The following is a 25300-nucleotide window of genomic DNA, read 5'->3' as shown; positions in this document are numbered from 1 at the left end:
GCCAGCGATGCAGTATCCAGCGTCCACAAAATGCCTGGGGCATCGATTGACTGGACAGCCACCCTGCGCCAGCGCCAGGGGCTGCCGCTGGCACCCTCCCATCTGCGCTGGCACCAGCCCGAGGGAGCTGTACGCAGGCAACACCTGTTCCTGCTGGACTGCTCGGCCTCCATGGTGGAGAGCGGCGCATTCGCCCAGGCCAAGGGCCTGCTGCTGCAGTGGCTGCGCCGGGCCTATCTGCAGCGCGAATCCGTGGCCCTGCTCTGCTTCGGCGCAGGCCGGCTGCACTGGCTGCTGGAGCCCACGCGGGCGCCACGCTGGAATGCCGATCTGATCGAGCCGCTGCGCGGCGGTGGCGGCACGCCGCTGGCCCCGGCCCTGCAGTCAGGCTGGCAGATGGCGGCCAGATACTCCCGGCAACCATCCTGCCTGTGGCTGATCAGCGACTTCCGCAGCCCCGACGTGCTGCAACTGGAGCGCGGTCCCATACCTGCCCTGGCGCAGGTTCTGGTGGACTGTGAAGCCGCTGCGGGCCAGAACAAGCGTCTGTTTGGTGGTGCCAAGCGGCTGGCAAAAGCCTGGCCGGATACCTTGCGACTGCCGCTGAAATTTAGCTAAGAAAAGGCATCTACCGCCTAACAGGAAAGCGTTGATAGCTATCTATTTTGATAATCATCTGGCAGGACATCACGCCGCCCCCTGCCCGCCCTATCGATATCCGGTCGCCGCACAAGCGGCAGGAAAGCTGCTGCCAGGCCGATGAGTTCGGCCGTGTGCACCAGGTTATCGCGTAAGATCGCGCCACCACAGGTGCCTCATGGCGTGCTTTGGCACGCGGAGGTGAAACGAGAAGCAGGTGAATGGAATCCCCATCAATCCTGCACTGCACCCGCAACGGTAATCAGAGATATGGAGATGCATGCTCTGGCCCACGGCCATGGCCGCCACTGCGAAAGCGGGAAGGCGCATCGACATGCCACCCTCAGGTGGGCTCTGTAAGTCCGGAGACCGGCCTGGTGTGTACAAGGCGCAGCGGGGTTGCATGTGGCTTGTGATATGCCAGCGCCTGCGTGCGGCTCATCACCTCTTCATTTCCCTCTGCACATTTTGTTTGTCTGGCCCGGGTATCGGCCAAACCGACCGTGGATGACCTATGTTGCATGGAATTTGCCAGTCAGATTTGTCCCAGCGGGCCGGCCGTGCCCTGGCCTCGTCGCCTGGAGCAGCGCTTGTCCAGCCCTGAGACCATCCAGATTCGCGGCTGGTGTCCCAGCACCTGGAAGCCCATGCAGGCACAGGACGGCTGGATTGTGCGCGTGCGCCCTCGCTGCGCATCTCTAACCGCCGCTCAGTGGCTGGTACTGGCCGACCTCGCACGAACCCATGCCTCGGGCCAGATCGAGCTGACCCGCCTCGGCAATCTGCAATTGCGCGGCGTGCACGAATCGGCCCTGCCTGCCCTGCGCACGGCGCTCGTTGTCTCGAGACTGGCCCCTGCCGATGAACAGGCAGATCTGGCTCCTGCCGTGCATTGCACTCCGTTCTATACAAGAGGAGATCGCACCCATGCACTGGCTCTGGCGCTTTCCGTGGCAACGGCGCGTGATCTCAGTCCCCTGGCCCTGCAACAGCAGAACATGCCGGCCCTGCCCGGCAAATTCGACATGCTGGTTGACGATCCGCAGTGTCATCTCCGAAGCCTGAGCTCCGACCTTCAACTATGGGCCTGCGCCGATGGAGGCTATGGGCTTGCCCTGGGCCAATCGGATGACTGGTATGGCTTTGAGACTGCACCGGCTGCCGTGCAGGCAGCCATACAGATTGCCCTGTGGTTTGCCCGTGAGCGCAGCTCGCAGGCGGCAGGCCGATTGCGCGGCCTTGCCAAGCCCATCGACCTTCAGGTCTGCGGACTCGCCAAGGCCAGTCATCACCTTGAGCCCCGGGCTCTGGACAGGAACGCTGCCAGGTCGTTGCGGCCCGGAGCGCCCAACCCTCACGGCCTGCTGCTCGGCGCCCCGTTGGGACGCCTGGACGCATGGGCCATACAGAAGCTGGCGGCTCTCATGCCCGAACAAGCGGAGATCCGGGTCACGCCCTGGAAATCCTTGCTTCTGCCGAACAAGCACCTGGATTCTCTGCCTGCCCGGCTCGATGCCAGGGACTGGATCAGCCAGTCCGCGGATGTGCGCCTGCGGGTTTCGGCCTGCACCGGAGCCCCCAACTGCCCTCAGGCCCATATCCCGGCCCAGCCCATGGCCTTGCAATTCGCCAGCTCACAGGCGGCGGACCGGCATCTTCATATCAGCGGCTGCGCCAAGCTCTGTGCCCTGCCTGCCGATGCGACAAGTGTGGTGTTTGCCAGCCAGGACACAACGGGCCAGATATGGCTGCACGCCAGCCCCGCCGAAGCACAACCGTCAGCCAGGGCATCCATTCCCTATCGGCCTCTGAACTCCGATCCTCACGAGATACAGCAACAACTCAATGACCTACAACTATGAAAAGTGCGGTGAAGAGATTTACCGGCAATCCTTCAGCATCATCCGCCGAGAGGCCGATCTCAAGCGCTTCAACCCCGTGGAAGAGCGGGTCGCCTGCCGCATGATTCACGCAGCCGGCATGGTGGAGCTGGCCGCACATATCCATTTCTCCCCGACCTTTGCCGAAGCGGCGGAAGCCGCACTGCGGCGCGGAGCACCCGTGCTCTGCGATGCACGCATGGTCAGCGAGGGCATCACGCGCAAGCGCCTGTCGGCCCAGAACCCCATCATCTGCACCCTGCAGGACCCGCGTGTGCCAGCGCTGGCAGCCGACATGAGCAACACCCGCAGCGCCGCAGCACTGGAGCTGTGGCGCGAGCATCTGGACGGCGCCGTGGTCGCCATCGGCAATGCGCCGACAGCCCTGTTTCATCTGCTCCATATGCTGCAGGACCCGGGCTGTCCGCGCCCGGCGGCCATCGTCGGCTGCCCGGTCGGCTTTGTGGGAGCAGCGGAGTCCAAGGACGCTCTGCGCGAATGGGGACAGATTCCGTTTGCCATCGTGCAAGGACGCCTCGGTGGCTCTGCCATCACGGTTGCCGCCATCAACGCGCTGGCAACCACGGTGGAGTAGGAAGAGTCACCATGAATCACGGAAAAATCTTCTGCGTGGGACTGGGTCCCGGCGATCCCGACATGATGAGCGTGAAGGCCGACCGCCTGCTGAGGAACGCCCGCCATGTGGCCTACTTCCGCAAACGCGGTCACCCGGGCAAGGCGCGGCAACTGGTCAACGGCCTGCTGCATGCCGAGGTCACGGAGTACCCGATGGAGTACCCGCTGACCACGGAGATCCCGCACGACGACCCGCGCTATATCGCCCAGCTGTCCAGCTTCTATCAGGACTGGCAGTCCCGGCTGACACAGCTGACGCGCAGCGAGGATGTGATCGTGCTTTGTGAAGGCGATCCATTCTTCTACGGCTCCTTCATGCACCTCTATGTGCGTCTGCGCCAGGCGGCGCAGGTGACGGTCGAGGTGCTGCCCGGCATACCCGGCATGGTGGGCTGCTGGCATGCCACCGGCATTCCCATGACCTGGGGTGACGATGTGATGAGCGTGCTGCCCGCGACCCTGCCCGATACGCCGCTGCGCGAGCATATGGCACGCTCGGACGCGCTGGTCATCATGAAGGTGGGACGGCATCTGGGACGCATCCGTGGGCTGCTGGACGAGCAAGGCAAGCTGGACCGTGCCTGGCTGGTCATCAACGGCACCATGAGCGATCAGCAGGTCATGCCGCTGCGCGATGCGCCCGAGCGCTGCCCTTACTTCGCCATCATCGTCGTGCACGGCCAGGGCCGCCGCCCGGCAAACGACATGTGAATGCGCTGTCATGAGCACGACCACAATGCCTCCACAACTCCTGGTGCTGGGCCTGGGCCCGGGCGATGATGCACTGCTGACGCAGCAGGTGCGCGACAGCATCGCCAGCGCCAGCGATGCATTCGGCTACTTTCCCTATGTGGAGCGGCTGCAGGGCCTGGAGCACCTGCAACTGCATGCCAGCGACAACCGCGAAGAGCTGGAGCGTGCGCGCAATGCCTTGAATCTTGCAGCCCGGGGCCGCAAGGTGCTGATGCTCTCGTCGGGCGACCCGGGCGTATTCGCCATGGCCAGTGCCGTGTTCGAGACGCTGGAGCAGGCCAGCCCCGAGGAGCATGCCCGCTGGCAGGGCGTGGACGTGCAGGTGCAGCCGGGCATCACCGCCATGCTGGCCGCAGCAGCGCGTCTGGGCGCCCCCTTGGGACATGACTTCTGCACCATCAATCTGTCCGACAACCTCAAGCCCGCCAGCATCATCGAGCGCCGCATCCGTCTGGCCGCCCAGGCCGATTTCGCCATGGCGTTCTACAACCCCTGCTCCCGATCACGCCCGCAAGGCTTTTCCCGGGCACTGCAGGTGCTGCAGCAGGAATGCGAGCCCGAGCGCCTGATCTGCTTTGCCCGCAACGTCAGCCGCCCCGATGAGACACTGCGGGTCGTGAAGCTGCTGGATGCACGGGCCGATATGGCCGACATGCGCACGGTGGTGATCGTGGGCAACAGCCAGACCCGCCAGGTGGGCAAGCATGTCTATACCCCGCGCAGCTATGAGGCCGGCAGCAGCGCTACCTCTGCCGTGACAGACCATGCCTGAGCGCACGCAAGGCCTTGCCGGGCTCAAGTGCTCAGCAGCGCTGCCGGCGCAACCACTCCATGGCCTGCTGCGGGCTTTGGCACTGGGTACGCGGCGCCAGCACCGGCCTGTCGACCATGATGACCGGGATGCCCAGCTGCCGCGCGGCCTCAATCTTGGCATAGGTATCTGCGCCACCGGCGTTCTTGCTGACGATGCAGTCGATGCGGTACTGCCCGAGCAGCGCCAGTTCGTCGGCGAGCCGAAACGGACCGCGCGCAACGATCAGCTCATAGCTGGATGCAGGCAAAGGCAAGGCACCGCCCTCCTGGTCGATGACGCGCAGCACAAACTGGTGCTCGCCCGCCAGACCCGCAAACGCCGCCAGCTGCTTGCGCCCTATGGCCAGAAACACCCGTTTCAAAGACCGACTCAAGGCCTGTGCGGCTGCCGCCATATCCGGCACATGCTGCCATTGGTCGCCAGGCTGCGCCTGCCAGGCTGGCCGCTCCATGGACAGCAAGGGCAGATCCAGTTGGGCGCAGGCCGCGATGGCATTGGCACTCATCTGTGCGGCGAATGGGTGGGTGGCGTCGATGACATGGGTGATGTGATGCGCACTCAGGTAATCGACCAGCCCCTGCACGCCGCCAAAACCGCCCACACGCACCGGCAGGGCCGGAGTACGACGCGTCTGGGTAGCCCCGGCATAGGAATAGATGGCTTGCACCCCGGCCTCATGCAGCAGCGTGGACAAGATATAGGCATCGAAAGTGCCGCCTAACAGGAGAACTTGGGTCATGGCCAATCCGTGGCTTTCAATTATCGGAATTCATCCGTCAGGGCTGGAAGGCCTGAGCCCCGCAGCGCGACAAGCCCTGGATGATGCCAGTGTTGTGTTCGGCAGTCCGCGTCATCTGGCGCTGGCGCAAGCAGGAGCGCGTGGCAGAGCCTGGCCGATCCCCTTCAGCGTCGAGCCCGTGCTGCAGCTGCGTGGACAGCAAGGCGTGGCCGTGCTGGTGTCCGGCGATCCGTTTCACTTCGGTGCCGGGGCATCGCTGGCCAGGCACCTGGAGTTGGGCGAGTGGCGCAATTACCCTCAACCCTCGACATTTTCCTGGGTTGCAGGCGAGCTGGGCTGGTCCCAGGAGCGCACCCACTGCCTGGGCCTGCATGCTCGCAGCCTGAGCAGCCTGACGCCTCTGCTGGCGCCTCAAGAGCGCTTTATCTGCCTGTTGCGCGATGGCCCGGCCGCTCACACTCTGGCTCAATGGCTGCTGCAGCAGGGCTGGGGCGACAGCCCTCTGTGGCTGGTGGAGCAGGCAGGCAGCGATCAGCAGGACATACGCAGCGGCACGGTGCACGAGCTGGCCGCCCTGCTGGCAACCCAGCCGGCCAAGGCCCCTGTGACTGCGGCTTTCGAAGCGCGCGGCGATAAAGGTCTGTCCCGGGTACCAGGCAGACCCATCGGTGAGTTTGCACACGACGGGCAGATCACCAAAAGCCCGGTGCGCGCCATGACGCTGGCTGCGCTGGCTCCACGCCAGGGCGAGTGGCTCTGGGATCTGGGTGCGGGTTCGGGCTCGGTCGCCGTCGAGTGGTGTCTGGCTGGCGGCCAGGCCATCTGCGTGGAGCAGCATGCCGCGCGTGCGGCCAATATTGCGCAGAACGCGCAGCGCTATGCGGCAGCGATCGAAGTGGTTCATGACCACGCCCTGGCAGCCCTGCCCCGTCTGCAGCCAGAGCCGCAGGCCGTCTTTGTCGGCGGAGGCTTCAGCGCCGAGCTGTTCAATGCCCTGTGCATGCGCCTTTCCGGGCCTTGGCGGCTGGTGGTGAATGCCGTGGCACTGCACACCCAGGCGCTGCTGCTGGAACTGCACCGCACACACGGCGGCCAGCTGTATCAGTTGCAATGGAGCGAAGCACAGAGCCTGGGCAGCATGCATTCCTGGTGCCCGGCCCGCCCCCTGGTGCAGTGGGTCTGGAGCAGCCAATGAGACATCTGTTCGCGGGCTGGGGCTTTCAAGCCGGTGCTCTGCCTCAATCATTCGAAAGCTGCTGGAGCCAGGCCTGCCAGAGACTTGGGGGCACGGATTCAGCGCCCTGCCGCTGGACCTTTGCCCTGCTGGCCACCAGGAGCCAGACCTCAGCGGCGCGCGCCCTGCAGGATTGGGCCAGCCAGATTCCTGGCCATATCGACTGGAAGAGCTGTGCCGAAAGCGCGATTGCGCATATCGACACACCATCCCATTCCGCAAGATTGCAGCAGCGCTTTGCCACGGGCAGCGTTGCAGAAGCCCTGGCCCTGCACGCCGGCGCCGTCCTGGCCCATAGCCGGCTGCTGGTGCTGCGCACCGTTTCGGCAGACCGACGTGCGACGCTGGCGATTGCCGGCTTGCCGCTGCCCACACCATTTATCCCTGGAGTTTTGCCTTGACCGTTCATTTCATCGGAGCCGGCCCCGGTGCGGCCGACCTCATCACCGTTCGCGGGCGTGATCTGCTGGCCGCCTCACCTGTGTGCCTGTACGCAGGCTCGCTGGTACCCAGCGAGCTGCTGGCACACTGCCCTGCCGGAGCCCGTCTCGTCAACACCGCCCCCATGTCGCTGGAAGACATCGTGGCCGAAATCCAGACCGCACACGAACAAGGGCTGGATGTCGCCCGCCTGCATTCCGGCGACCTGAGCATCTGGTCTGCCATGGGTGAGCAGTTGCGCGCCCTGCGTGAGCTGAACATCCCCTACACCGTCACTCCCGGTGTCCCCTCTTTCAGTGCCGCAGCCGCTGCGCTGGAGGCCGAGCTGACACTGCCCGGCTCCTGCCAATCGGTGGTGCTGACACGTACCTCGGGCCGGGCGTCGAGCATGCCCGAGGGCGAAACCCTGGCCGCCTTCGCGGCGACCGGCGCCGTGCTGGCGATTCATCTGTCGGTCCATGTGGCCGAGCAGGTGCAGCAGGAACTCACCAGCCATTACGGCCCGGATTGCCCTGCAGCCATTGTCTGGCGCGCCTCATGGCCGGACGAGCAGCTGCTGCGCACCCGCGTGGGAGATATCGCCAGCGCCGCTCAATCGAATCCGCTGCAGCGCAGCGCACTGATTCTGGTCGGGGCCACCCTGAATCAGCAGGATTTCGGCAACAGCCGGCTCTATGCCAATGACTACGATCGCCGCTACCGGCCGCGCGGCGACGAACCGCGCTTCCCTCGCGGAAGCGAGGGCGCCTGATGCTGGAGCTGTTCCTGATCGGCATCGGCACCGGCAACCCCGATCACCTCACCCGAGAAGCAGAGAAAGCGATTCGCAGCGCCGACCTGGTTCTCTTGCCACACAAGGAGGACAGCAAGGCAGAGCTGGCCCAGGTCCGCCTGTCGCTGCTGCAAAGCCTGGCCGTGGAAGAGAGCCGAATTGCTCACTTCGACATGCCGCAACGCCGTCAGCAGGGATCGGACTACGACCAGCAGGTGGACGAATGGCATGAGGCCATTGCCCGGCGCTGGCAAGCCAGTCTTCAGGACCGCCTGCCTGCCCGTTCGGGACGCGTGGCCCTGCTTGTCTGGGGCGACCCGGCCCTCTACGACAGCACGTTGCGCATTGCCTCGCGTCTGGGCCTGGCCCGCGAACAGGTATGCGTCGTGCCTGGCATCACTTCCATGCAGGTGCTGTGCAGTGCCCACGGCATTGCCCTCAATGAGATCGGCGAGCCCTTTCTGATCACCACCGGTCGCCAGCTGCGCGAAAACGGCTGGCCATCCGGGGTGAACACCCTGGTCGTGATGCTGGATGGTCAACGCAGCTATGAACAGCTGAAAGACACCGATGTCGACATCTACTGGGGCGCCTATCTCGGCATGCCCCAGCAATTGCTCATGCATGGCCGGCTTTGCGACATCGCGCCAGACATCACCAGCAGGCGCGCCCAGGCCCGTGAGCAAAACGGCTGGATCATGGACATCTATCTGCTGCGCAGGGCCTCCTCCCCCTGACCCTGGGTTGCCAAGGCGCATCCGTCGCCTGGCAGGCACACCGGATCACCGTGCGGTGTGCTTCACCTCATCAAGGAATCGATGGCCTGGGGTGTTCAGCTTGCTTGCCGATGCCAGCCTATGCGGACGCAGGTACTGCTGCATGAGGCAGCTCGAGCCGATGCCAGAGCCTGAGCATCTCCTGCAGCAGCGCTGGCGCATGGTCTGTGCGATACACCGCGCCCAACGGCGGCAAACCGCCCTCCATACGCACATCCAGCGCACGCACACGCCCCTGGGAACGCAGTCCCGGCAGAATGCTGCGGGGCACCAGTGATACGGCCCCAGGCTGGGTGAGCAGGCCCTCGAGCACGGGCAGGGACACCGTGGAGGCCGGAAACCAGGAGGCATCCTCCAGCACGGGCAGCACCTCGGTCTCCACGATATTGCGCACTGCGATGCCGAAGCTCGGCAGCACCCAGCGTGCGCCCCTCAAGGCAGGCAGCGGCACATCGCGCCGCCCGACCAGCGGATGATCAGCATCCGCAATCACCACGGCAGCATCCAGCAGCAGCGGCTCGAAGGAAAACTCCACCGGCAAAAGCTGGGGCTGGCGACAGAACACCACATCGAGACCGGAAGCCATGAGCTGCGACAGCAAAGGGGCGCTGGCATCCTCATGCACATCCACATAGACCTGCGGGTGTGCCTCGTAAAAGCGTGGCAGCAGCTGTGAGAGCACCGAAAGCGCAGCTGCCGGAATGGCCCCGAGGCGTAACGCTGCCGAAGCCCCGCGACGGATGGAGGCCAGCGATTCGGACACTTCCTGCAATCCCACCAGCATGCTGCGTGCCGCATCGATCAAGGCCTGGCCTGCCACTGTGGGCCGCATGCCGCGTGCATGGCGCTCGAACAGCTTGATGTCCAGCACCCGCTCCAGCTCCGCCAGGGCCTGGGTAGCCGCTGACTGGCTCATGCTCAGCTCCACTGCCGCCTGCATGACCGAGCCGCATTGCTGCAAAGCCAGCAAAAGCTGCAACTGACGCAGCCGCACCTGCTTGACCATACGGGAAAAGAGCAAGCGGCCCTCGGGGCTTGCAGCCCCTGCTCCGGCCTGTATCTGAGAAAAAGAAGAGTCAGCAGCCATGATTTCAACGGATGTCGATCGCTTCCACAAAGTTCGTTCCAGCCTCTCGCCAACGCCGGCACCGAACACAGCCCGTGTTCGAGAGCGAGCCGCTCGCATCGAGCATCAAAGTGATGCATGATTCGGATGGCTTGCACGCATCCGACTATGCATTCACACCCGCTTGAACGGTCGGAGGAAACGCCGCGACACCGCATTGTCATGCAATTGCCCCGTCTGCGGATGACAGAGCGCCGTACCAGCCGCCCGCGAACCACCCGAGAACGATCAATGCATGGGTCTACCTAGTCGCTGGCTCGCCTTTGAAATCGCATAGTTCACGAGGCAGTAAAGCGCCGCCACGACCAGGTACACAGGCACCAGCGAATGGTAGTTTGCTATCAGCACCTTGGCGTTCTGCATGAGCTCACCATAGGTGACGACATAGCCGAAGGTGGTGTCCTTGACCACGATGACCAGTTGCGCAACCAGTGCCGGAACGATGTAGCGAAGGGCCTGAGGAAAAACGACGAAGAAAAAGACCTGGACTTCGGTCAAACCCAGGCTTCGCGCGGCGTCGGTCTGGCCGCGCGGAACGGCTAGCACGCCCGCGCGGTATACCTCGGCAACCACGGCTGCGGTACTCAGGCCTATAGGCAAGGTCAGCATCCAATAGGTGCTCAGCTTGATACCGACCGATGGCAGCACCAGAAAGCAAACATAGATGAGCAGCAGCGTCGGCGTGCCGCGCAGGAACTCGATGACAGCAATGCTGGGCCAACGCATCAGCCTCAGCCGCGACAGCCGCCCCAGCAGCAGCACCAGCCCGAGGGCCAGAGCAATGACGGCGGCCATCGCCGACGATGCCAGCGTGCCGAGCAGACCTTTGGCAAGAAAGCTCCAGGTCGTCGGCCAGGCAAAGAATTCCCAATACGGGGCATCGAGCTGCCCTGCCGAATGGAAGCGGAACACGATGGCCACCGCCAGCAAAAGCAGCACGGCTGCGGCGATCGCGCTCACCGCGTTGGTGACGGCCCGGGCCTGGGGGCCCGGCGCAGCAAACAGAATGTCCTCCAGAGAGCGGCTCATCGCAGTATCCGCACTTTCTTTTCCAGAGCTGCGCCGGCCCAGGCGATGAGCAGGCCTGTCACCACATACATGGTGGCAGCCACTGCGAACGCGGCAATGCCGAGCGCCGAGTCGTTGGCGATCTTGGATACGAGCGCGGTGAGCTCCCGGCCTGGAAACGGCAACTGCGACGCCAGAGAGGTCGACAGCATCAATGCAATCAGCAGCGAAGTCATCGGCTGCACCACCGAACGCAGTGCCTGCGGCAAGACCACGGCAGAAACAATCTGCAGCGGCCGCATGCCCAGGCTGAGTGCTGCCTCAATCTGGCTGCCGGGAATGGTGTTGATACCCGAGCGCAGGTAATCCGCCGTGAATGCGGAGCAGACCAGCGTCAGCGTCAGTATCACGCTGGGCTCATAGTCGATCACGATGTTGAGATCGGGTAGCGCGAAAACGATGAAGATCAGCAGCGCTACGCTGGGAATATTGCGGAAGATCTCGACGTAGACGGTCAGTGCCAAGCGCAACGGCGGCAATGGCATAAGCCTAAGCACCGCGACGACCGTACCCAGCATGACCCCGGGCACAAAGGACACTACCGTGAGCTTCCATGTCAGCAAGAGGGCCTGCCAGAAGGCAGGCCCATAATCGGCCAGGAGCCTGGAAACCTCACCCATTGTTCAAGGCAGAGCAGGCGGCGTCGGAACAGTCGTGCTACCGGTACGCTGCCCTATGGAGATAGTCCAAAGTTTGGCCCAGGTACCATCAGCCTCCAGCTTCTTCAGGAAGGCATTGATGAATGCTACGCCGTCCGAGCCCTTGGGCAGTCCAACTCCATAGGGGTCCTGCGCGCCGAATGGCGCACCCGCGAGCCGCGCGTTGCTGGTGCCAAGGCTCAGGGCGTTGAGCAGCAGCGTGTAATCAGTCACGTAGGCATCCACGCGCCCCTGACGCAGTGCATCGAGGGCTTCCTGATGTGTCTGAAACTCTTGCACGACAGCCTTGGGAGCATATTGGGCCAATATCGCAGGCCCCGTGGAGCCCGCTTGCGTGGCCACCTTCTTGCCGCCCAGGTCATTGTAAGACTGAACCGTCTTGTTGTTCGACTTGACCAGCACGCCGGACTGCGATGTGTAGTAAGGGCCGGCAAACGAGATCTTCTCGGCGCGAGCAGGAGTGATGGAGTAGGTGGCGAAGACCATGTCCACCTGATTATTGACAAGCACCTGCTCGCGCGTGGACGAGGTCACCTGCGTGAACTGGTACTTGGCGGCGTCGCCCAGAATGTAGCGAGTGATGAGCTGGGCCAGACCCAGGTCAAAGCCGCGGATCTTGCCGTCTTTCTCATTGAGCAGCGAGAAAAGATTCGAGGTTTGCGTGCTGCCGAGGCGCAGCGTGCCAGCCTGTTTGATCTTGCTGGCCCAGGTGCTCGATGCGATGGTCGCCGCATCGGCCACAGGCCCTTGCGCAACCAATGCGTCATAGGCCGCTGCATTGATGGGAGTGCCCTGTGCGAAAAGCGACCCACCGGTCACGATCGTCAGTGCCACCACGGTGGATTTCAGAATGGATTTGATCGACATGCGGTCTTCTTGGATGGTCTGCGACGCGAATCAATATAAAGCAGCATTTGGAATGCGCGAGCCGCTCGTCCGAGCGTAGTCACCATTGTGCACACAATACGGCCCTTGTGCCCCAACAGGGCACGACGCCGCCAACAGTCCCAGGCCTTGCCTAGCACTCATTCGAGAGACTGACCCTGCCGGCGTCCGGCTATGGCAACTAGCGAACAGTCTGAACTCAAGCTCGATGCGATTGCTGGTGCCAAGCCGGCCAAGCAGCACCTGCGGCAGGCAAGGCAATATTGCCGCCGCTAGATCACACCGCCAAGGCAACCTGCTGAGAACACCTCGACGGCAGCTTTCAAGCCATCAACTTGAGAAGTCAAAACCTCGCTGTCGCCGCGCGTGACCAAATACACACGACCCCTAAACAGATCCAGCGATATTGAGCGGCATCTCTGTCCCTGGCACTGTCCATGGCAAACATGATCAATGATCGCGAGAAATACAAGGGTTTTTACTAGAAGCCATCCAGCCCCACAGAGAGAGGCGCACCCAAGGTATCGGCAAAGCTTATAGCTAGCAGCAAATAACATGTACTGCCCAGGCTCCGGAATTTCTATATTTCATTCCCATGACGGCAGAAGTTCGTGAACAGCACTGATGGTGCAGGCACGCATCGGCCGATATCTTTCAGGAGCCCTCCATGCCCATCTCTTCACGCACTCGCGGCTGCACAAATGGCCTCAATCGCAGCGTCGGCCTGCTCTCGCTGGCGATTGCCAGCTCCTTGTGGACCCTAGCTGCGCCGCAGGCGCTGGCTGCTGACGCCTATCCAAGCAAGCCTGTCAAGCTCATCGTGCCTTTTGCCGCCGGCGGCTCCACCGACATCGTGGCCCGCGTGATTGCCGAAGGCATGCGCACCACGCTGGGGCAACCGGTGATCGTGGACAACAAGGGCGGCGCAGGAGGACTGATCGGCAGCGAGGCCATCGCCCAGGCAGCTCCAGACGGCTACAGCATTGGCATGGCTACCGTGAGCACAGCCACCATCAACCCCCTGCTCTACAAACGCGCCAGCAAGATTGAAGGCAAGCTGCTGCCGGTTGCCAATCTGGTGACCATGCCTTCGGTCTATATGGCCCACCCCAAGATGGGCGTGAACAACTTCAAGGACTTTCTCGCCAAGGTCAAGGCCCAGCCCGGCACCTACAGTGCCGGAGTGCCGGGCCTGGGAACGCTGGGACATCTGATGGTTGCCTCGTTCAACGAAACCATGAAGACCCAGATCCAGATCGTGCCCTATCGCGGCAACGGCCCTGCACTCAATGACGCCTTGGCCGGCATGGTTCAGATCATGACCGACCAGTTGCCCTCGGCAATGCCACAGATCAAGGGCGGCAAGCTGCTGCCTGTGGTGGTGGCCTCACATGGCCGCTCACCCGACCTGCCCAATGTGCCGACCTTCAAGGAACTGGGCTACGACGAACTCAACGAACTGGGCATCAGCTGGTTCGGTCTGGTCGTCCCCAGCAACACACCAGCTCCCATCGTGAAGCAGTTGCAGGATGCGGCTGTCAAGGCAGTCCACCTGCCCGAGGTGCAAAAGCATCTGAAGAATCTGGGCGCGACGGCGACCGAGGCAGCGCCCTCCCTGTTCCCGGCCCAGATCGCCGCCGAACTCAAGCGCAACAAGGCCCTGCTCGACAAGGCCGGCGTCAAGCCCGAATAAGAGCCCGCCCTGCAGCCGGCACTCGCTGCAGCCGGCCGGTTGCTTCTTCATGCCCTATCTTCTTCACCACAGCTCAAGGACCCTTTTGCCATGCAAGCGATGAGCGCCCTGCAGGATTTTTTTCAACGCGAGACACCGCGCATGACGGCATTGGCCGACCAGATCTGGTCTCTGGCCGAGCTGCGCTATGCCGAGAACGCTTCGGCCCAGCTGCACATCGATGCGCTGCAGCAGGCTGGCTTTCGAATCACCCGCGATGTAGCAGACATTCCCACCGCCTTCATGGCCGAATGGGGCGATGCAGGCCCGGTCATTGCCTTGCTGGGTGAATACGACGCCCTGTCAGGCCTGAACCAGCAAAGCGGTGCTCTGGTTTGCACCCCGTCCACCGACAGCCCCGGTCTGGCCGGCCACGGCTGCGGCCACCATCTACTGGGAACTTCTGCGCACTTTGCCGCTATTGCGCTGCAGCAGCACCTGAAAAGCACCGGCACGAGCGGACGCGTGCGCTATTACGGCTGTCCGGCCGAGGAAGGCGGCTCCGGCAAGACCTTCATGGCCCGCGCCGGCGTGTTCGATGATGTGGATGCAGCACTGACCTGGCACCCAGCCAGCTACACCGGTCTGTTCAGCCAAAGCACGCTGGCCAATATTCAGGCAAAGTTTGTCTTCCATGGCAAGGCATCGCATGCCGCGCACTCGCCCCACCTGGGCCGCAGCGCCTTGGATGCAGTGGAGCTCATGAACGTGGGGGTGAACTATTTGCGCGAGCACATGCCCTCGGACGCCCGCGTGCACTACGCCGTCACCGATAGCGGTGGTCTGTCGCCCAATGTCGTGCAGGCGCGCGCCGAAGTGCTGTATCTGGTGCGGGCAGCACGCAACCACGAAGCCGCCGAACTCTATGAGCGCGTTCAGAACGTGGCGCGTGGCGCCGCACTGATGACGGACTGCAAGCTCGAAATCATCTTCGACAAGGCCTGTTCCAATCTGCTGCAAAACAGCACGCTGAACAGCGTGATGCATGCGCAGATGCAGGCACTGGGACAGTTGCAAGCCGATGCACAGGCACATGCTGTTGCCGGCCGGTTCCAGGCCACGCTGGACAAAAACGATGTCGATGCCGTCAGCCGCCCTTTGGCCAGCGTGCTGCGCGGCAAGGTGCCGGCCATTTTTGAAGGTCTGACGCCCTACGACCCGAACGCCAAAGACATTATGTTCGGCTCCACCGACGTGGCCGATGTGAGCTGGATCACGCCCACGGTTCAGGCCTGGGTGGCCTGCTATGCTTTTGGCACACCGCTGCACTCCTGGCAGATGGTGTCGCAGGGGCAGTCCGGCCTGGCTCACACCGGCATGGTGCACGCCGCAAAAATTCTGACAGCCACCGCCATGGAGCTGTTCGCCCAGCCCGAGTTGCTGGAACGCGCCAAGGAAGAACTACTGCAACGCCGCGAGGGCAAGCCCTATGTCTGCCCCATTCCTGCAGAGGTAGCTCTGCCCTTTTTGCGAAAGTAAGTTGGCAACGCCTCCCTCCTCTGAAAGGAATTTCGGCAACCTCAAAGCAAAAGCCCCTGAAAGCGCCCGCCAGGATTGAGGATTCGCCATGCGCGCCATGCTTGCTCTGCCTCAAAGCGGCTGCGGTCAAAGCTTGATGCAGCACAAGCCCCCGGCCAGGCCGAGCGGCCATAGTGAGACATGCCGCAAGACTGCGGAAACTCAACAGGGAGGCACCATGAAGCTGATGATCGATCTCTTTTCAACCGACTACGGACTGATGAGCCTGGCCGTGATTTTGCTGATCATCGTCATGGCCGCTTTCTTTACCCGCCTCTTTCTTGGCAAGATGAAGAACGTTGCCAGCACCCCATTGGAGTAAATCCAGACTTCATAGCACGCTGCGCATGTACTGCCTTGGGTTGCTGGCGATATGGTGCGGTTCGAGTGCAAAAAAGGCCGGAGCTTTCACTCCGGCCTTTTTCTTGACCGCATCGCCCAGCGTGCTCAGTAATGCGGCGGCAACTCGTCGCGCAGATTGCGCACCATCGCGCCCCCGCCTTCTGGCGCTTGGCGCTTGAGTTCCCTCACCTCGTTGATCAACAGATCGATCTGCTGCTGCTGGCGGTAGATCGTCATATTGAGTTGCTCGAGCAAATCCTCGGTGTAGCTGGCCTTGATCTCCAGCTCCATGATTCGCTCTTGCAAGGCTTCGTGACTGTCGCTCATGACTTCAGCGCCTTGGCAAGACGAGCAATGCCTGCGCGAATCTTGTCCTCGTCAGCCGTGGCAAACGAGAGGCGGAAGGTCGCCGTATCGGGGTTCTGTGCATAGAACGGAGCGCCCGGTACAAAGGCCACGCCCTCTTCAATGGCCTTCTTGGCCAACACGGCCGCATCCGCCAATTGGCCACGCGCGCCCGTCAGGCGCACCCACATGAACAGGCCGCCGGCAGGCTGCACGAACTCGACGGCATCGCCCAGTTGCTCGCGCAGCGCATCGCCCATGGTCTCGGCACGCTTGGCATAGACCTCGCGCACATGGGCCAGGGTCTTGGGCATGGCGCCGGACTTCAGATACTGGGCTGCAGTGGCCTGGGCAAAGGTGCTGGTATGGGCATCGCTGAACTGCTTGCACATCACGGCGCGAGCAAGCAATTCGGGATGTGCAATCAGCCAGCCGATACGCAGACCGGGGCTGAGCACCTTGGACAACGAACCGCAGTGAGCCAGCCACTCTCGGCTGCCAGGAACTTCGCGCGTCAGCGACAGCAGGCTGGCAGGAGGCGCTTCATTAAAGTACAGATCGCCGTAGGGGTCATCTTCTACCACCAGAGTCTGGTACTTGACGGCCAGCTCCAGCACCTTTTTGCGGCGTTCCAGGCTCAGCATGGCACCACTGGGATTGCCGAAGGTCGGGATCAGATAGACCAGCTTGGGCTTGTGCTCGGCAATCAGCTTTTCCAGTTCGTCGGTCTTCACGCCATGCTCGTCCACAGGGGCGGAGATCACCTCTGCGCCATAGAGGCGGAAACACTGAATCGTGGCCAGGAAAGTGGGGCCTTCGACGATGACCTTGTCACCCTCTCCCACCATGGTCTTGCCCAGCAAGTCCAGTGCCTGCTGGCTGCCGGTGGTGACGATGAGTTGATCGGGCGCCACATCGGGCACGCCCTTGCCAGCCATAAAGGACGACAGTTGCTCGCGCAGCGGCTGGTAACCCTCTGTCGCACCGTACTGCAATGCGGCTCCCGCCTCCTGCTGCAGGGCTGCCGCGGAGGCAGCGCTGATGCCCGCTACGTCAAACATGGCGCTGTCCGGAAAGCCGCCCGCAAAGCTGATGATGCCTGGCTTGCCCAGCAGCTTGAAGAGTTCGCGGATCGCAGAGGTTTCTACGTGATCGAGTCGTTTGGCAAATTGCATACGTTTTCTTGGTTAAAGCGCTACGGGAATCTCGTCGCTGCTTGAGCGGCAGATGCCCATTGTGGCGTGCGAATCGCCCCAGAGACAGGAAGTGGCTTTTATGTAGGCGCTATTCCATGCTGCAAGTAATCAAACTCCTACCAAACCTCTAAAGTTGATAGCAATTGTTAATTGCGCATAACTTCGTGTCTCAAACTTTGAATTGGACAGCGCCAAGGCTCTGACAAGAACATACGCCTACCGATCAACGGACCGCGTATTTGACGGATTTTTTCACTTGTTTTTGGGATGGAGGATTTATGCGTACTACTACTTTTACCGGCAAGGCACTGTCTGTTGCCATTGACGGCAAGACCCCGTTGAGCCTACGCAGCCTGTGTGCCGTAGCCTTGGTTGCCAGTCTGGCTGCCTGTGGCTCCAGTGGCTCTCTGCGCAGCGACCTCGGACCCGACGGCACCGGCGGTGGAGATGTTGTTGCCGGAGGCGGCACTGGTGGGGGCACCGGCGGTGGCACTGGTGGCGGTACCGGAGGTGGAACTGGCGGTGGAACAGGTGGAGGCACAGGCGGCGGTACTGGTGGTGGCAACACCGGTGGCGGTGATGGCGGCACGGGCAACCCGCCTGTGGCAAGCACTCCGCTCACGCCGGTGCGCGACACCGTGGCGGATGTCACTGGAACGCTCTCTGGAACAAGCGGCGTCATCAGCGACGTCAACAACATCGTGACCTCCACTCTGGGCACGGCCACCAACGGCACTCCTCTGAGCGGTGTGGCCCAGCCGGCCGGCGGCATTCTTGGCAATGTGAACAATGCCGTCAACAGCGTGGGTAGCGGCGTCAGCGCAGGCCTGGGCCAGATCGGCAAGACGGCCGACCCCATAGGCACCACCTTGCAAGGCGTGGCTCCTGCTGTCGGCTATCTGGGCGCTGCGGTCACTTCGGCAGGCAAGACGGTCAGTGCGCTGGACACTCCTCAGCTTGGCGTGGTCGGCGATGTGGCGGGCCTGGCGGGCGGCACGGTGCAAATCCTGGGCACCACCGTTTCCGGCGTCGAGGGCACGGTGGCAAAGCTGACCGGCAACCCGCTGGTCTCGGGTCTTACGACTCAGGTCAGCCAGGTCGCCACGCCGGTATTGAGCACCGTGCTCGGTACCACCCAGAATCTGGTTCAGACCACTGGCCTCGGCCAGCCGGTTAACAGCTTGCTGGGTACCGTGGGCGGAGTCGTCAATCATGTGGGAGCTTCCGTCACCAGCACCGGAGTTCCCGTTGTTGCTCCGCTGGGCGGTGTGGTCTCGGGCGTCGGCCAGACCGTGGCCGGCCTGGGCGGCGTGGTGACTGGCCCCGGCACACCTAGCGGCGGCCTGCTCGGTGGCGTGCTCGGCAATGTCACGGGCGGCGCAGGCGGCTCCGCTGGTGGAGCAGGCAATATTGTCGGCGGCGTGCTGGGCGGCGTCACGGGCCTGGTCGGTGGCGTGACCGGTGGAGCAAGCGGTGGCGGCAATGCCGGTAGCCCTGTCGCAGGAACAGGCAATCTGGTCGGAGGCGTGTTGGGCGGCGTCACAGGGCTTGTCGGCGGTGTCACGGGATCGGCAGGCGCTCCAGCAGGAGGCAGTGGCAATGCCGGCACTGCGGTGACAGGCCTGGTCGGCAACACCGTTGGCGCAGTCACAGGCCTTGTGGGCGGTGTACTTGGCGGCGTGACCAATGTCGCTGCAGGCGCAGGAGCAGCAGGTGGTGCAAGCACCTCGGGCGGCCTGCTGGGTGGACTGCTGGGCGGCAATCTGGCGCTCGGCCTGGGCGGTGGAGCGGTAGCCACCAGCAAATAAGGCGAACGGCGGTGGTCTGTGCACCGCTTGAGCCTGGCCCGCCCGCAGGCGGGCTTTTTTACGACAGCCCCATACCCAGTTCTGGGGATGTAGGGAACAATGAGAGTCATAAAAATAGAACAGGAGGGACTTTTGCAGTCAAAAGCAAAACCACAGGGCCGCATCGGCCTCAGGATTCAGGCACTGGCACTTGCGGCCTGGGCTCCTCTGGCCTGGTCACAGCAGGGCGGCAATCCGCTCAACAGCCTGCCCCAGACACCCGAATCGACAAGGAATCTGCAACAGCAGCCCAGGCAGGTACCGGTGCAGATAGACAAGCCCCAGCCAAGTCTTCAGGATCTCATCAACCTCCGGGTCGCAGTACGTGGCGTCAATGTGCAGGGAAGCACGGCGATTCCTTTCGAAGAGGTCAGCGCGCTTTTCACGCCCTTCATCAATGGCACGCATACGGTGGGCGAGCTCAATGCCGCGACCCAGAAGGTCAGCGAGCTGTATCAACGCCATGGCTACGCCCTGTCTTTTGCCTACCTTCCTCCGCAGGACTTTGCCAATGGCGCGGTGCAGGTCATCGTGGTCGAAGGCTATGTGCAGAGCTTGAATCTGGAGGGAAATTTCGGTCGCTCCGAGGACCAGATACGCGAAATTGCCCAGCCGCTGCTCAATGAGAGGCCTTTGACCACCAAAACCTTTCAGCACCAGACCCAGCTGATGGCACGCCTTCCAGGAGTGCAGATCACCGCGTCGGCCAATCTGCCGACCACCACCGATGGTGCAGTGCCCCTGGTCATCAAATCCAAGCACAAGCCCATTGCCGTCACCGTCGGGGGCGAGGCGCGCAAGCCCACGCCGCGCATCATTGCCTCCCTCACCCTGAACGACCCTCTGTGGTCAGGCAGCCAGCTTCAGGCTTCGGCGATGTTGCAAAACCCCGACAAGGAGCGTTTCGGCAGCATCGGTTTCACTCAGCAGCTAACGCCCGAGGGCACGCAGGCACGTGTCAGCTATTCCGACTACCGCAGCTTCAACCCGCCGGCAACGCGCATTCCCGGCATTGATGACCTGACACAGCAACGCAAGCTGGACTTCAATATCAGCCACCCATGGATCTTGAGCAATACCACCCAGCTCAGCACCACGGCGGGTCTGTATGCCATCAATTACAGCCGTGAACTGGCCGATAGCCAGGCCTCCCTGCTGCGCGAGGAAAAGGTTCGCACGCTCTATGCGCAAATGGCCTGGGCGTCCTTTGGCAAGACCACCACCCGTTCGGCGTCGGTCCTGCTGGCCCACGGCCTGGACAGCCTGGGGGCCTACAAGAATCTGGACCTCTACTATCGGCAGGGCTTGCTGCAAAAGCTTGAAAACCCTGCCAAGCTGGACTTCACGCGCATCACCGCCGACTATGCACAGCGCCATCGCTTCGCGAACAAGATGGGCGCCGCTTTTGCCGTGGGCGGGCAATACAGTGCCGACATTCTTCCCATCCCGGAGAAAATCTCCTTTGGCTCCACCCGCTTCGGCCGCGGCTATCAGGCTGGCGAGTTCTCGGGCGACTCCGGCATGGGTGCCAGTGCCGAACTCAACTACCAGTTCCTCATCAACCAGGCCTGGATCAAGTCGGCTGAGCCCTATCTGCTCTACGAATGGGCACGCACGCATCAGCAGACCAGCGGTGTCAAAGGCAATACGCTGCGCTCTGCCAGCCTGGGGCTGCGCCTGTCCGACAGCCGCCACTACGCACTGGACCTTGCCATGAGCAAGCCGCTGGGCGATCGCTCTGTCAACAATCCCGATAGGGAACTGCGCTACAGCCTTGTATTGAGCTACAACCTGGATCCCTGACTCGCCGCTGTTCCGCCCGCCGAGCCGCTGTGTAACGCAGCGGCTTTTTCTTTGTTCCCCCCTGAACGACAAGCCACAATATCGCCCATGAAGAAAAACGATATAGCGCCGTTTTTTGCTGCGCTCAAGGCCGCCAACCCCACGCCACAAACCGAGCTGGAATACACCACGGTGTTCGAGTTACTGACCGCCGTGCTGCTGTCTGCCCAGGCCACCGACGTAGGGGTGAACAAGGCCACGCGCAAGCTTCTTCCTGTTGCCAACACTCCGCAGGCCATTCTGGATCTGGGGCTTGAGGGGCTGGAGAGCTACATCAAGACCATAGGCCTGTACCGCAGCAAGGCCAAGCATCTGATGGAGACCTGCCGCATGCTGGTTCAGCTGCACGCAGGCACAGTACCCAGAACCCGCGAAGAGCTGGAAGCCCTTCCCGGCGTAGGCCGCAAGACCGCCAATGTGGTGCTCAACGTGGCTTTCGGTCAGCCCACCATGGCCGTGGACACGCACATCTTCCGCGTCAGCAACCGCACGGGGCTGGCACCCGGCAAGAATCCGCTGGAAGTCGAAAAGCAGCTGCTCAAGCGCGTACCCGACGAATACGCGGTGGACTCCCATCACTGGCTGATCCTGCTGGGCCGCTATGTCTGCCAGGCGCGCAAGCCCCGCTGCTGGGAATGCGTGGCTTCAAAATACTGCGATTTCACGCCCAAAACCCCGGCACCTGCAGCTGGCAAAAAGAGCTGAAAACGTCTCAAACGAATATCCACAAAGCGCTTGCAGCTATATTTTTCAAGTTCCTCAGCTCTTGCCGCTGACGCCGGCCGATTCAAAACTGGCCATTTCGTTGAGCATGGTGCAGGCCGAGCACAGCAGCGGCCAAACCAGCGCCGCGCCAGAACCCTCGCCCAGGCGCAATTGCCAGTCCAGCATGGGCTGTGCCTGCAGCTGAGCCAACATACGGGCATGACCCGGCTCACCCGATCGGTGCGCATACACGCAGCGCTGCAGCACATGGGGCTGCAGGCGGCTGGCCACCAGCACGGCGGCCGTGGTGATAAAGCCATCCACCACGATCAGGCGGCGTTCTGCAGCGGCCTGCAGCACAGCTCCCGTCATGGTCGCAATCTCCAGTCCGCCCATAGCTGCCAGTACAGCCAGTGGCTCTTGCACGTCGGCGTGGAAATCCAGCACCCGCCCGAGCACGGCGATCTTGCGCGCCAGGCCTTCGCTGCTCAGGCCCGTGCCCACCCCGGTCACCTCCTCTATCGGCTCGCCGCACAGACGCGCCAGCAGCAATGATGCGCTGGATGTATTGCCTATGCCCATCTCGCCCAGCAACAGCGCATTGCCCGGCAGTTTCTTGACCAGCTCCCCGCCATTGCGAAGCGCCATCGCACATTGCGCTTCGCTCATGGCCGGACCCTCGCTGCAGTCCGCCGTGCCATAGGCCACCTTGCGCCGCCACAGGCGTGGCTCATGGGCCTTGGGAAGCTTGTGCGCAGGATCCTGCTCGCGCACCTCAAAGTCGCGGGCCACGCCGCAGTCCACAACATTCAGATCAATTCCGTTCTGCAGAGACAGCACGCTTACGGCCGCGCCGCCAGCGAGGAAGTTTTCCACCATCTGCCAAGTCACATCGACCGGATAGGCCGACACACCCTGAGCAGCCAGTCCATGATCCGCAGCGAACACCACCATCTGCGGTGCATACAGATTGGGAGTCTCGCAACCCACGATGCCGGCAATGCGCAAGGCCAGTTGTTCCAGCACACCCAGCGATCCCTGGGGCTTGGTCTTGAAATCCAGGCGATGCTGGACGCGGGCTTGCAGCGCCGCGTCATGGATGTCCTGCACCTGCGGACAGGACCAGATGGTGGACGGTAGGAATTCGGAAAAAGAAGCGGAACTCATGCGTGCAGTCATTCCCGGTGCATCAGGCCTGAGTGCCATCCACCACCGGGATGCGGAAGGCACGTTTTTGGGATACTGCAAGTATCGCGCTTTCATCGGCACCGGAACGCCAAGTTCGCCGATTGCTCAGGAGCTGCATGAAAAAAGGCCCCTAAGGGCCTTGGCGGAAGACGCGGCAAAGCCTCAGCGAATGACTTCCTCAACCGTGATTTCGCGCAGGATGCCGCCATCCTTGACCGAGCCGCTGACAGCGCCGTCCTTGACACGCGCCATACAGGCCTGCTGGTCGATTTCGGTCTTGAACACACCGCAACGGGCGTAGGCATTGCGCTCGTACTGGCTGATGCCCTGGCCGTCGTCGAGCTTGCCCTTCTTGGCTTCGGCACTTGCCGCCATCGCCTCGCGTGAAGACGAATTGCTCTCGCGCATGGGACGCTGGCCCTTGTGATGATGGCGATGGTGGTGCTTTTTCATCGCGGGCTTGGCCGCATCCATCGCAGCTGCTTCAGCCGCCGGCTTGGCCGCATCCGTCTGTGCGCTGGCCATGCCTGCCAGCGACAAAACCGCCGCACCCAAAGCTAGTTGAAGAGTCTGAACCTTGAAAAAAGCCATACGCAACTCCATTCCAAAAGTGAATAGCTCGGTCAGCTTGCACGCACTCTCAGGCAGGGCTTATCGGTTCAGCGGCTATGCACCCGCAGGAATAGTCCTACAAATCAGGCCGGAGCTTGGAGCGCGGTCGGCTCAAACCATTGCCCCACGCCCTGCGCCAGCCGCGCAAACACCTGCTCCAGGCTGGGTGCATCGTGGCCGAACAGCGCATGAATTACCTCGGCGTTTTCAAACAGACCGTGCAGATAGGTACCGATGACAGCGCTGTTGCCTCCCTGCCATAGCATGCCGGGCAACAGCTCCTGAGCCGGTCGCACACTGGCCGTCTGCATGTCGGCGCGCAGTTGGGTCTGGCCGTGGTGGATCTCGTAGCCACGTGCCGGCACGCCACTCAGGGCATTCCATGGGGCGTGCAACGCAGGCAGTTGCAGGGTCGTGGGTTGCACAGTCTTGTCCTGCGCAAACAGGGTCGCCAGCGGCAGCAGACCCAGGCCTGCGGCATTGCCGTCCACTCCATGCAGATCAATCAGCGCCTCGCCCAACATCTGCAGACCGCCGCAAATACCCAGCACCCGCTTGCCGAGTCCGGCATGAGCGACGACGGCTGCATCCAGCCCCTGTGCACGCATCCAGGCGAGATCGGCAGCCGTGGCCTTGCTGCCCGGCAGAATGACCCAGTCCGCCTCGGCGAGTTGCGCGGGAGAGCGAGCCCAGATCACGCGCACGCCTGGCACTTGCAGCAAGGGCTGAAATTCATCGAGATTGCTGATGCGCGGATAGGCGATGATGGCAATCGTGGTGTGAACGGCCCGCCCGGCTCCCGTGCTGCCGCGATCATCGAACACGCCGTCCTCCTCGGGCAGACCATGCTGGAACTGCATGGGAATGCAAGCCACCGTGGGCACACCCGTCTTCTCTTCCAGCATCTGGGGCGCCGGTGCCAGCAGTGCTGCATCACCCCGGAACTTGTTGAGCACAAAGCCCTTGATGAGCTTTTGCTCATCCTCAGGCAGCAGTGCCCAGGTGCCGTAGAGATGGGCAAAGGCTCCGCCTCGGTCTATGTCCGAGACCAGCAGGCAGTGTGCGTTGCAATGTTTGGCCACACGCATATTGACCACATCGCTGGCATGCAGATTGATTTCGGCCGGCGAGCCCGCGCCTTCGATCACCACCACATCGTTTTCGGCACGCAGCTCGTCCAGCGCCTGCGCGATCTGCGGCCAGACCTTGAGGCTGCGACCTCGCCAGGGCATGGCGCTCAGCTCCTCATTGACCTGTCCGAACAGCACGACCTGGCTGCGCGTGTCAGCCTCGGGCTTTAGCAGCAGCGGGTTCATCCGTACATCGGGAACCGCACCCGCGGCCAGCGCCTGCAGATACTGGGCCGTGCCGATCTCGCCCCAGCGGCCCTCGGGCGTGGCCACAACGCGCGCGTTGTTGCTCATGTTCTGCGCCTTGAACGGCGCAACCTTCAGGCCCTGGCTGCGGTAGTAGGCGCACAGCGCCGTGGCCACCCAGCTTTTGCCCGCGCCACTGCTGGTGCCCAGCACCATGATGCAACGTGCTGTCATG

25 protein-coding genes and 1 riboswitch are annotated in these 25300 nt (G+C 62.7%); of the genes, 15 read left to right on the top strand and 10 right to left on the bottom strand.

The annotated features are described in order from the left end of the window. Positions 1–30: 30 nt before the first annotated feature. From ACWGXF_RS10345 to cobJ, 5 genes are all read left to right on the top strand, one after another. Positions 31–618, top strand: coding sequence for a vWA domain-containing protein (locus ACWGXF_RS10345; protein WP_087864170.1), 588 nt, complete (start codon positions 31–33; stop codon positions 616–618). Positions 619–791: 173 nt separating this feature from the next. Beyond that, positions 792–1031, top strand: a riboswitch (cobalamin riboswitch). Between the two features lie 129 nt (positions 1032–1160). Beyond that, a complete protein-coding gene (locus ACWGXF_RS10340) occupies positions 1161–2501 on the top strand; it encodes a nitrite reductase (RefSeq protein ID WP_256630278.1) in 1341 nt (446 codons plus the stop codon). Then, the gene (locus ACWGXF_RS10335) at positions 2485–3114 is read left to right on the top strand and encodes a precorrin-8X methylmutase (protein WP_256630277.1); all 630 of its coding nucleotides are present in this window, start codon (positions 2485–2487) and stop codon (positions 3112–3114) included. The genes ACWGXF_RS10340 and ACWGXF_RS10335 overlap by 17 nt, the downstream gene beginning before the upstream one ends. Positions 3115–3125: 11 nt before the next feature. Further along, on the top strand, positions 3126–3866 hold the full coding sequence (cobI, locus tag ACWGXF_RS10330) for a precorrin-2 C(20)-methyltransferase (protein ID WP_256630276.1): 741 nt from the start codon (positions 3126–3128) through the stop codon (positions 3864–3866). A 25-nt stretch (positions 3867–3891) separates the two neighbouring features. Then, complete coding sequence (gene cobJ / locus ACWGXF_RS10325; protein WP_256631230.1) at positions 3892–4680, top strand: precorrin-3B C(17)-methyltransferase; 789 nt, start codon at positions 3892–3894, stop codon at positions 4678–4680. A gap of 31 nt (positions 4681–4711) precedes the next feature. Here the strand turns inward: cobJ and ACWGXF_RS10320 are convergent, their stop codons facing one another. After that, on the bottom strand, positions 4712–5467 hold the full coding sequence (locus ACWGXF_RS10320) for a cobalt-precorrin-6A reductase (protein WP_370466567.1): 756 nt from the start codon (positions 5465–5467) through the stop codon (positions 4712–4714). Between ACWGXF_RS10320 and cbiT the strand changes: the two genes are divergently transcribed. The 4 genes from cbiT to cobF are packed head-to-tail and all read left to right on the top strand — an operon-like array spanning position 5460 to position 8645. Continuing rightward, entirely contained in the window at positions 5460–6656 is a 1197-nt protein-coding gene (cbiT, locus tag ACWGXF_RS10315) for a precorrin-6Y C5,15-methyltransferase (decarboxylating) subunit CbiT (protein ID WP_452101883.1), read from the top strand. The genes ACWGXF_RS10320 and cbiT overlap by 8 nt on opposite strands. Next, positions 6653–7096, top strand: a complete 444-nt coding sequence (locus ACWGXF_RS10310) for a cobalamin biosynthesis protein (RefSeq protein WP_039048544.1) — start codon at positions 6653–6655, stop codon at positions 7094–7096. Before cbiT ends, ACWGXF_RS10310 begins: the two co-directional genes overlap by 4 nt. Continuing rightward, positions 7093–7887 (top strand): precorrin-4 C(11)-methyltransferase, encoded by a 795-nt coding sequence (gene cobM, locus ACWGXF_RS10305; protein ID WP_039048543.1) that lies wholly within the window; start codon positions 7093–7095, stop codon positions 7885–7887. The genes ACWGXF_RS10310 and cobM overlap by 4 nt, the downstream gene beginning before the upstream one ends. Next, a complete protein-coding gene (cobF, locus tag ACWGXF_RS10300) occupies positions 7887–8645 on the top strand; it encodes a precorrin-6A synthase (deacetylating) (protein WP_039048542.1) in 759 nt (252 codons plus the stop codon). Before cobM ends, cobF begins: the two co-directional genes overlap by 1 nt. Before the next feature lie 118 nt (positions 8646–8763). On the opposite strand, the gene ACWGXF_RS10295 is transcribed toward cobF, so the two are convergent. The 4 genes from ACWGXF_RS10295 to ACWGXF_RS10280 form a co-directional block, all read right to left on the bottom strand. Further along, positions 8764–9771 (bottom strand): LysR family transcriptional regulator, encoded by a 1008-nt coding sequence (locus ACWGXF_RS10295; protein WP_054074035.1) that lies wholly within the window; start codon positions 9769–9771, stop codon positions 8764–8766. 267 nt (positions 9772–10038) lie between these two features. Further along, the gene (locus tag ACWGXF_RS10290; RefSeq protein ID WP_034351869.1) at positions 10039–10839 is read right to left on the bottom strand and encodes an amino acid ABC transporter permease; all 801 of its coding nucleotides are present in this window, start codon (positions 10837–10839) and stop codon (positions 10039–10041) included. Continuing rightward, entirely contained in the window at positions 10836–11498 is a 663-nt protein-coding gene (locus ACWGXF_RS10285; RefSeq protein WP_003063004.1) for an amino acid ABC transporter permease, read from the bottom strand. Before ACWGXF_RS10285 ends, ACWGXF_RS10290 begins: the two co-directional genes overlap by 4 nt. A gap of 3 nt (positions 11499–11501) precedes the next feature. Continuing rightward, a complete protein-coding gene (locus ACWGXF_RS10280) occupies positions 11502–12404 on the bottom strand; it encodes a glutamate ABC transporter substrate-binding protein (protein WP_034377483.1) in 903 nt (300 codons plus the stop codon). Between the two features lie 685 nt (positions 12405–13089). Between ACWGXF_RS10280 and ACWGXF_RS10275 the strand changes: the two genes are divergently transcribed. The 3 genes from ACWGXF_RS10275 to ACWGXF_RS10265 all read left to right on the top strand — a co-directional run bounded on the left by ACWGXF_RS10275 (position 13090) and on the right by ACWGXF_RS10265 (position 15994). Then, positions 13090–14115 (top strand): tripartite tricarboxylate transporter substrate-binding protein, encoded by a 1026-nt coding sequence (locus tag ACWGXF_RS10275; protein WP_256630273.1) that lies wholly within the window; start codon positions 13090–13092, stop codon positions 14113–14115. Positions 14116–14205: 90 nt separating this feature from the next. Then, positions 14206–15633, top strand: coding sequence for a M20 family metallopeptidase (locus tag ACWGXF_RS10270; RefSeq protein WP_256630272.1), 1428 nt, complete (start codon positions 14206–14208; stop codon positions 15631–15633). A gap of 217 nt (positions 15634–15850) precedes the next feature. Continuing rightward, complete coding sequence (locus ACWGXF_RS10265) at positions 15851–15994, top strand: DUF3149 domain-containing protein (RefSeq protein WP_012837967.1); 144 nt, start codon at positions 15851–15853, stop codon at positions 15992–15994. Between the two features lie 125 nt (positions 15995–16119). Here ACWGXF_RS10265 and ACWGXF_RS10260 read toward each other — a convergent pair whose 3' ends face one another. Together ACWGXF_RS10260 and ACWGXF_RS10255 are read right to left on the bottom strand one after the other, a co-directional pair. Continuing rightward, positions 16120–16341 (bottom strand): SlyX family protein, encoded by a 222-nt coding sequence (locus tag ACWGXF_RS10260; protein WP_003063015.1) that lies wholly within the window; start codon positions 16339–16341, stop codon positions 16120–16122. Continuing rightward, positions 16338–17534, bottom strand: coding sequence for an aminotransferase-like domain-containing protein (locus ACWGXF_RS10255; RefSeq protein ID WP_452101882.1), 1197 nt, complete (start codon positions 17532–17534; stop codon positions 16338–16340). Before ACWGXF_RS10255 ends, ACWGXF_RS10260 begins: the two co-directional genes overlap by 4 nt. A gap of 299 nt (positions 17535–17833) precedes the next feature. Here ACWGXF_RS10255 and ACWGXF_RS10250 point away from each other — a divergent pair, with 299 nt between their 5' ends. From ACWGXF_RS10250 to nth, 3 genes are all read left to right on the top strand, one after another. Then, positions 17834–19363: a collagen-like triple helix repeat-containing protein gene (locus ACWGXF_RS10250; protein ID WP_452101881.1), complete on the top strand. Its 1530-nt coding sequence runs from the start codon at positions 17834–17836 to the stop codon at positions 19361–19363. Between the two features lie 132 nt (positions 19364–19495). Then, on the top strand, positions 19496–21205 hold the full coding sequence (locus ACWGXF_RS10245) for a ShlB/FhaC/HecB family hemolysin secretion/activation protein (RefSeq protein ID WP_452101880.1): 1710 nt from the start codon (positions 19496–19498) through the stop codon (positions 21203–21205). A gap of 87 nt (positions 21206–21292) precedes the next feature. Beyond that, positions 21293–21949, top strand: coding sequence for an endonuclease III (gene nth / locus ACWGXF_RS10240; protein ID WP_452101879.1), 657 nt, complete (start codon positions 21293–21295; stop codon positions 21947–21949). A 54-nt stretch (positions 21950–22003) separates the two neighbouring features. Here nth and cobT read toward each other — a convergent pair whose 3' ends face one another. The 3 genes from cobT to ACWGXF_RS10225 form a co-directional block, all read right to left on the bottom strand. Beyond that, entirely contained in the window at positions 22004–23116 is a 1113-nt protein-coding gene (gene cobT, locus ACWGXF_RS10235) for a nicotinate-nucleotide--dimethylbenzimidazole phosphoribosyltransferase (protein WP_256630270.1), read from the bottom strand. 183 nt (positions 23117–23299) lie between these two features. Beyond that, positions 23300–23728 (bottom strand): hypothetical protein, encoded by a 429-nt coding sequence (locus tag ACWGXF_RS10230; RefSeq protein WP_012837962.1) that lies wholly within the window; start codon positions 23726–23728, stop codon positions 23300–23302. 104 nt (positions 23729–23832) lie between these two features. After that, positions 23833–25299, bottom strand: a complete 1467-nt coding sequence (locus ACWGXF_RS10225) for a cobyric acid synthase (RefSeq protein ID WP_041744030.1) — start codon at positions 25297–25299, stop codon at positions 23833–23835. Position 25300: the final 1 nt, after the last annotated feature.

This window comes from Comamonas sp. HJ-2, from assembly GCF_053615495.1.
This window is presented reverse-complemented; position numbering and strand designations above follow the sequence as displayed.

Excerpts from the sequence above, each read along its gene's own strand:
- ACWGXF_RS10260 (WP_003063015.1), bottom strand. The coding sequence starts at position 16,341 with ATGAGCGACAGTCACGAAGCCTTGCAAGAGCGAATCATGGAGCTGGAG.
- nth (WP_452101879.1), top strand. The coding sequence starts at position 21,293 with ATGAAGAAAAACGATATAGCGCCGTTTTTTGCTGCGCTCAAGGCCGCC.
- ACWGXF_RS10285 (WP_003063004.1), bottom strand. The coding sequence starts at position 11,498 with ATGGGTGAGGTTTCCAGGCTCCTGGCCGATTATGGGCCTGCCTTCTGG.
- ACWGXF_RS10255 (WP_452101882.1), bottom strand. The coding sequence starts at position 17,534 with ATGCAATTTGCCAAACGACTCGATCACGTAGAAACCTCTGCGATCCGC.
- ACWGXF_RS10265 (WP_012837967.1), top strand. The coding sequence starts at position 15,851 with ATGAAGCTGATGATCGATCTCTTTTCAACCGACTACGGACTGATGAGC.
- ACWGXF_RS10230 (WP_012837962.1), bottom strand. The coding sequence starts at position 23,728 with ATGGCTTTTTTCAAGGTTCAGACTCTTCAACTAGCTTTGGGTGCGGCG.
- ACWGXF_RS10310 (WP_039048544.1), top strand. The coding sequence starts at position 6,653 with ATGAGACATCTGTTCGCGGGCTGGGGCTTTCAAGCCGGTGCTCTGCCT.
- ACWGXF_RS10270 (WP_256630272.1), top strand. The coding sequence starts at position 14,206 with ATGCAAGCGATGAGCGCCCTGCAGGATTTTTTTCAACGCGAGACACCG.
- ACWGXF_RS10275 (WP_256630273.1), top strand. The coding sequence starts at position 13,090 with ATGCCCATCTCTTCACGCACTCGCGGCTGCACAAATGGCCTCAATCGC.
- cobT (WP_256630270.1), bottom strand. The coding sequence starts at position 23,116 with ATGAGTTCCGCTTCTTTTTCCGAATTCCTACCGTCCACCATCTGGTCC.
- ACWGXF_RS10345 (WP_087864170.1), top strand. The coding sequence starts at position 31 with ATGCCTGGGGCATCGATTGACTGGACAGCCACCCTGCGCCAGCGCCAG.
- ACWGXF_RS10225 (WP_041744030.1), bottom strand. The coding sequence starts at position 25,299 with ATGACAGCACGTTGCATCATGGTGCTGGGCACCAGCAGTGGCGCGGGC.
- ACWGXF_RS10250 (WP_452101881.1), top strand. The coding sequence starts at position 17,834 with ATGCGTACTACTACTTTTACCGGCAAGGCACTGTCTGTTGCCATTGAC.
- ACWGXF_RS10340 (WP_256630278.1), top strand. The coding sequence starts at position 1,161 with ATGGAATTTGCCAGTCAGATTTGTCCCAGCGGGCCGGCCGTGCCCTGG.
- cobI (WP_256630276.1), top strand. The coding sequence starts at position 3,126 with ATGAATCACGGAAAAATCTTCTGCGTGGGACTGGGTCCCGGCGATCCC.
- cobF (WP_039048542.1), top strand. The coding sequence starts at position 7,887 with ATGCTGGAGCTGTTCCTGATCGGCATCGGCACCGGCAACCCCGATCAC.
- ACWGXF_RS10295 (WP_054074035.1), bottom strand. The coding sequence starts at position 9,771 with ATGGCTGCTGACTCTTCTTTTTCTCAGATACAGGCCGGAGCAGGGGCT.
- ACWGXF_RS10280 (WP_034377483.1), bottom strand. The coding sequence starts at position 12,404 with ATGTCGATCAAATCCATTCTGAAATCCACCGTGGTGGCACTGACGATC.
- cobJ (WP_256631230.1), top strand. The coding sequence starts at position 3,892 with ATGCCTCCACAACTCCTGGTGCTGGGCCTGGGCCCGGGCGATGATGCA.
- ACWGXF_RS10290 (WP_034351869.1), bottom strand. The coding sequence starts at position 10,839 with ATGAGCCGCTCTCTGGAGGACATTCTGTTTGCTGCGCCGGGCCCCCAG.
- ACWGXF_RS10335 (WP_256630277.1), top strand. The coding sequence starts at position 2,485 with ATGACCTACAACTATGAAAAGTGCGGTGAAGAGATTTACCGGCAATCC.
- cbiT (WP_452101883.1), top strand. The coding sequence starts at position 5,460 with ATGGCCAATCCGTGGCTTTCAATTATCGGAATTCATCCGTCAGGGCTG.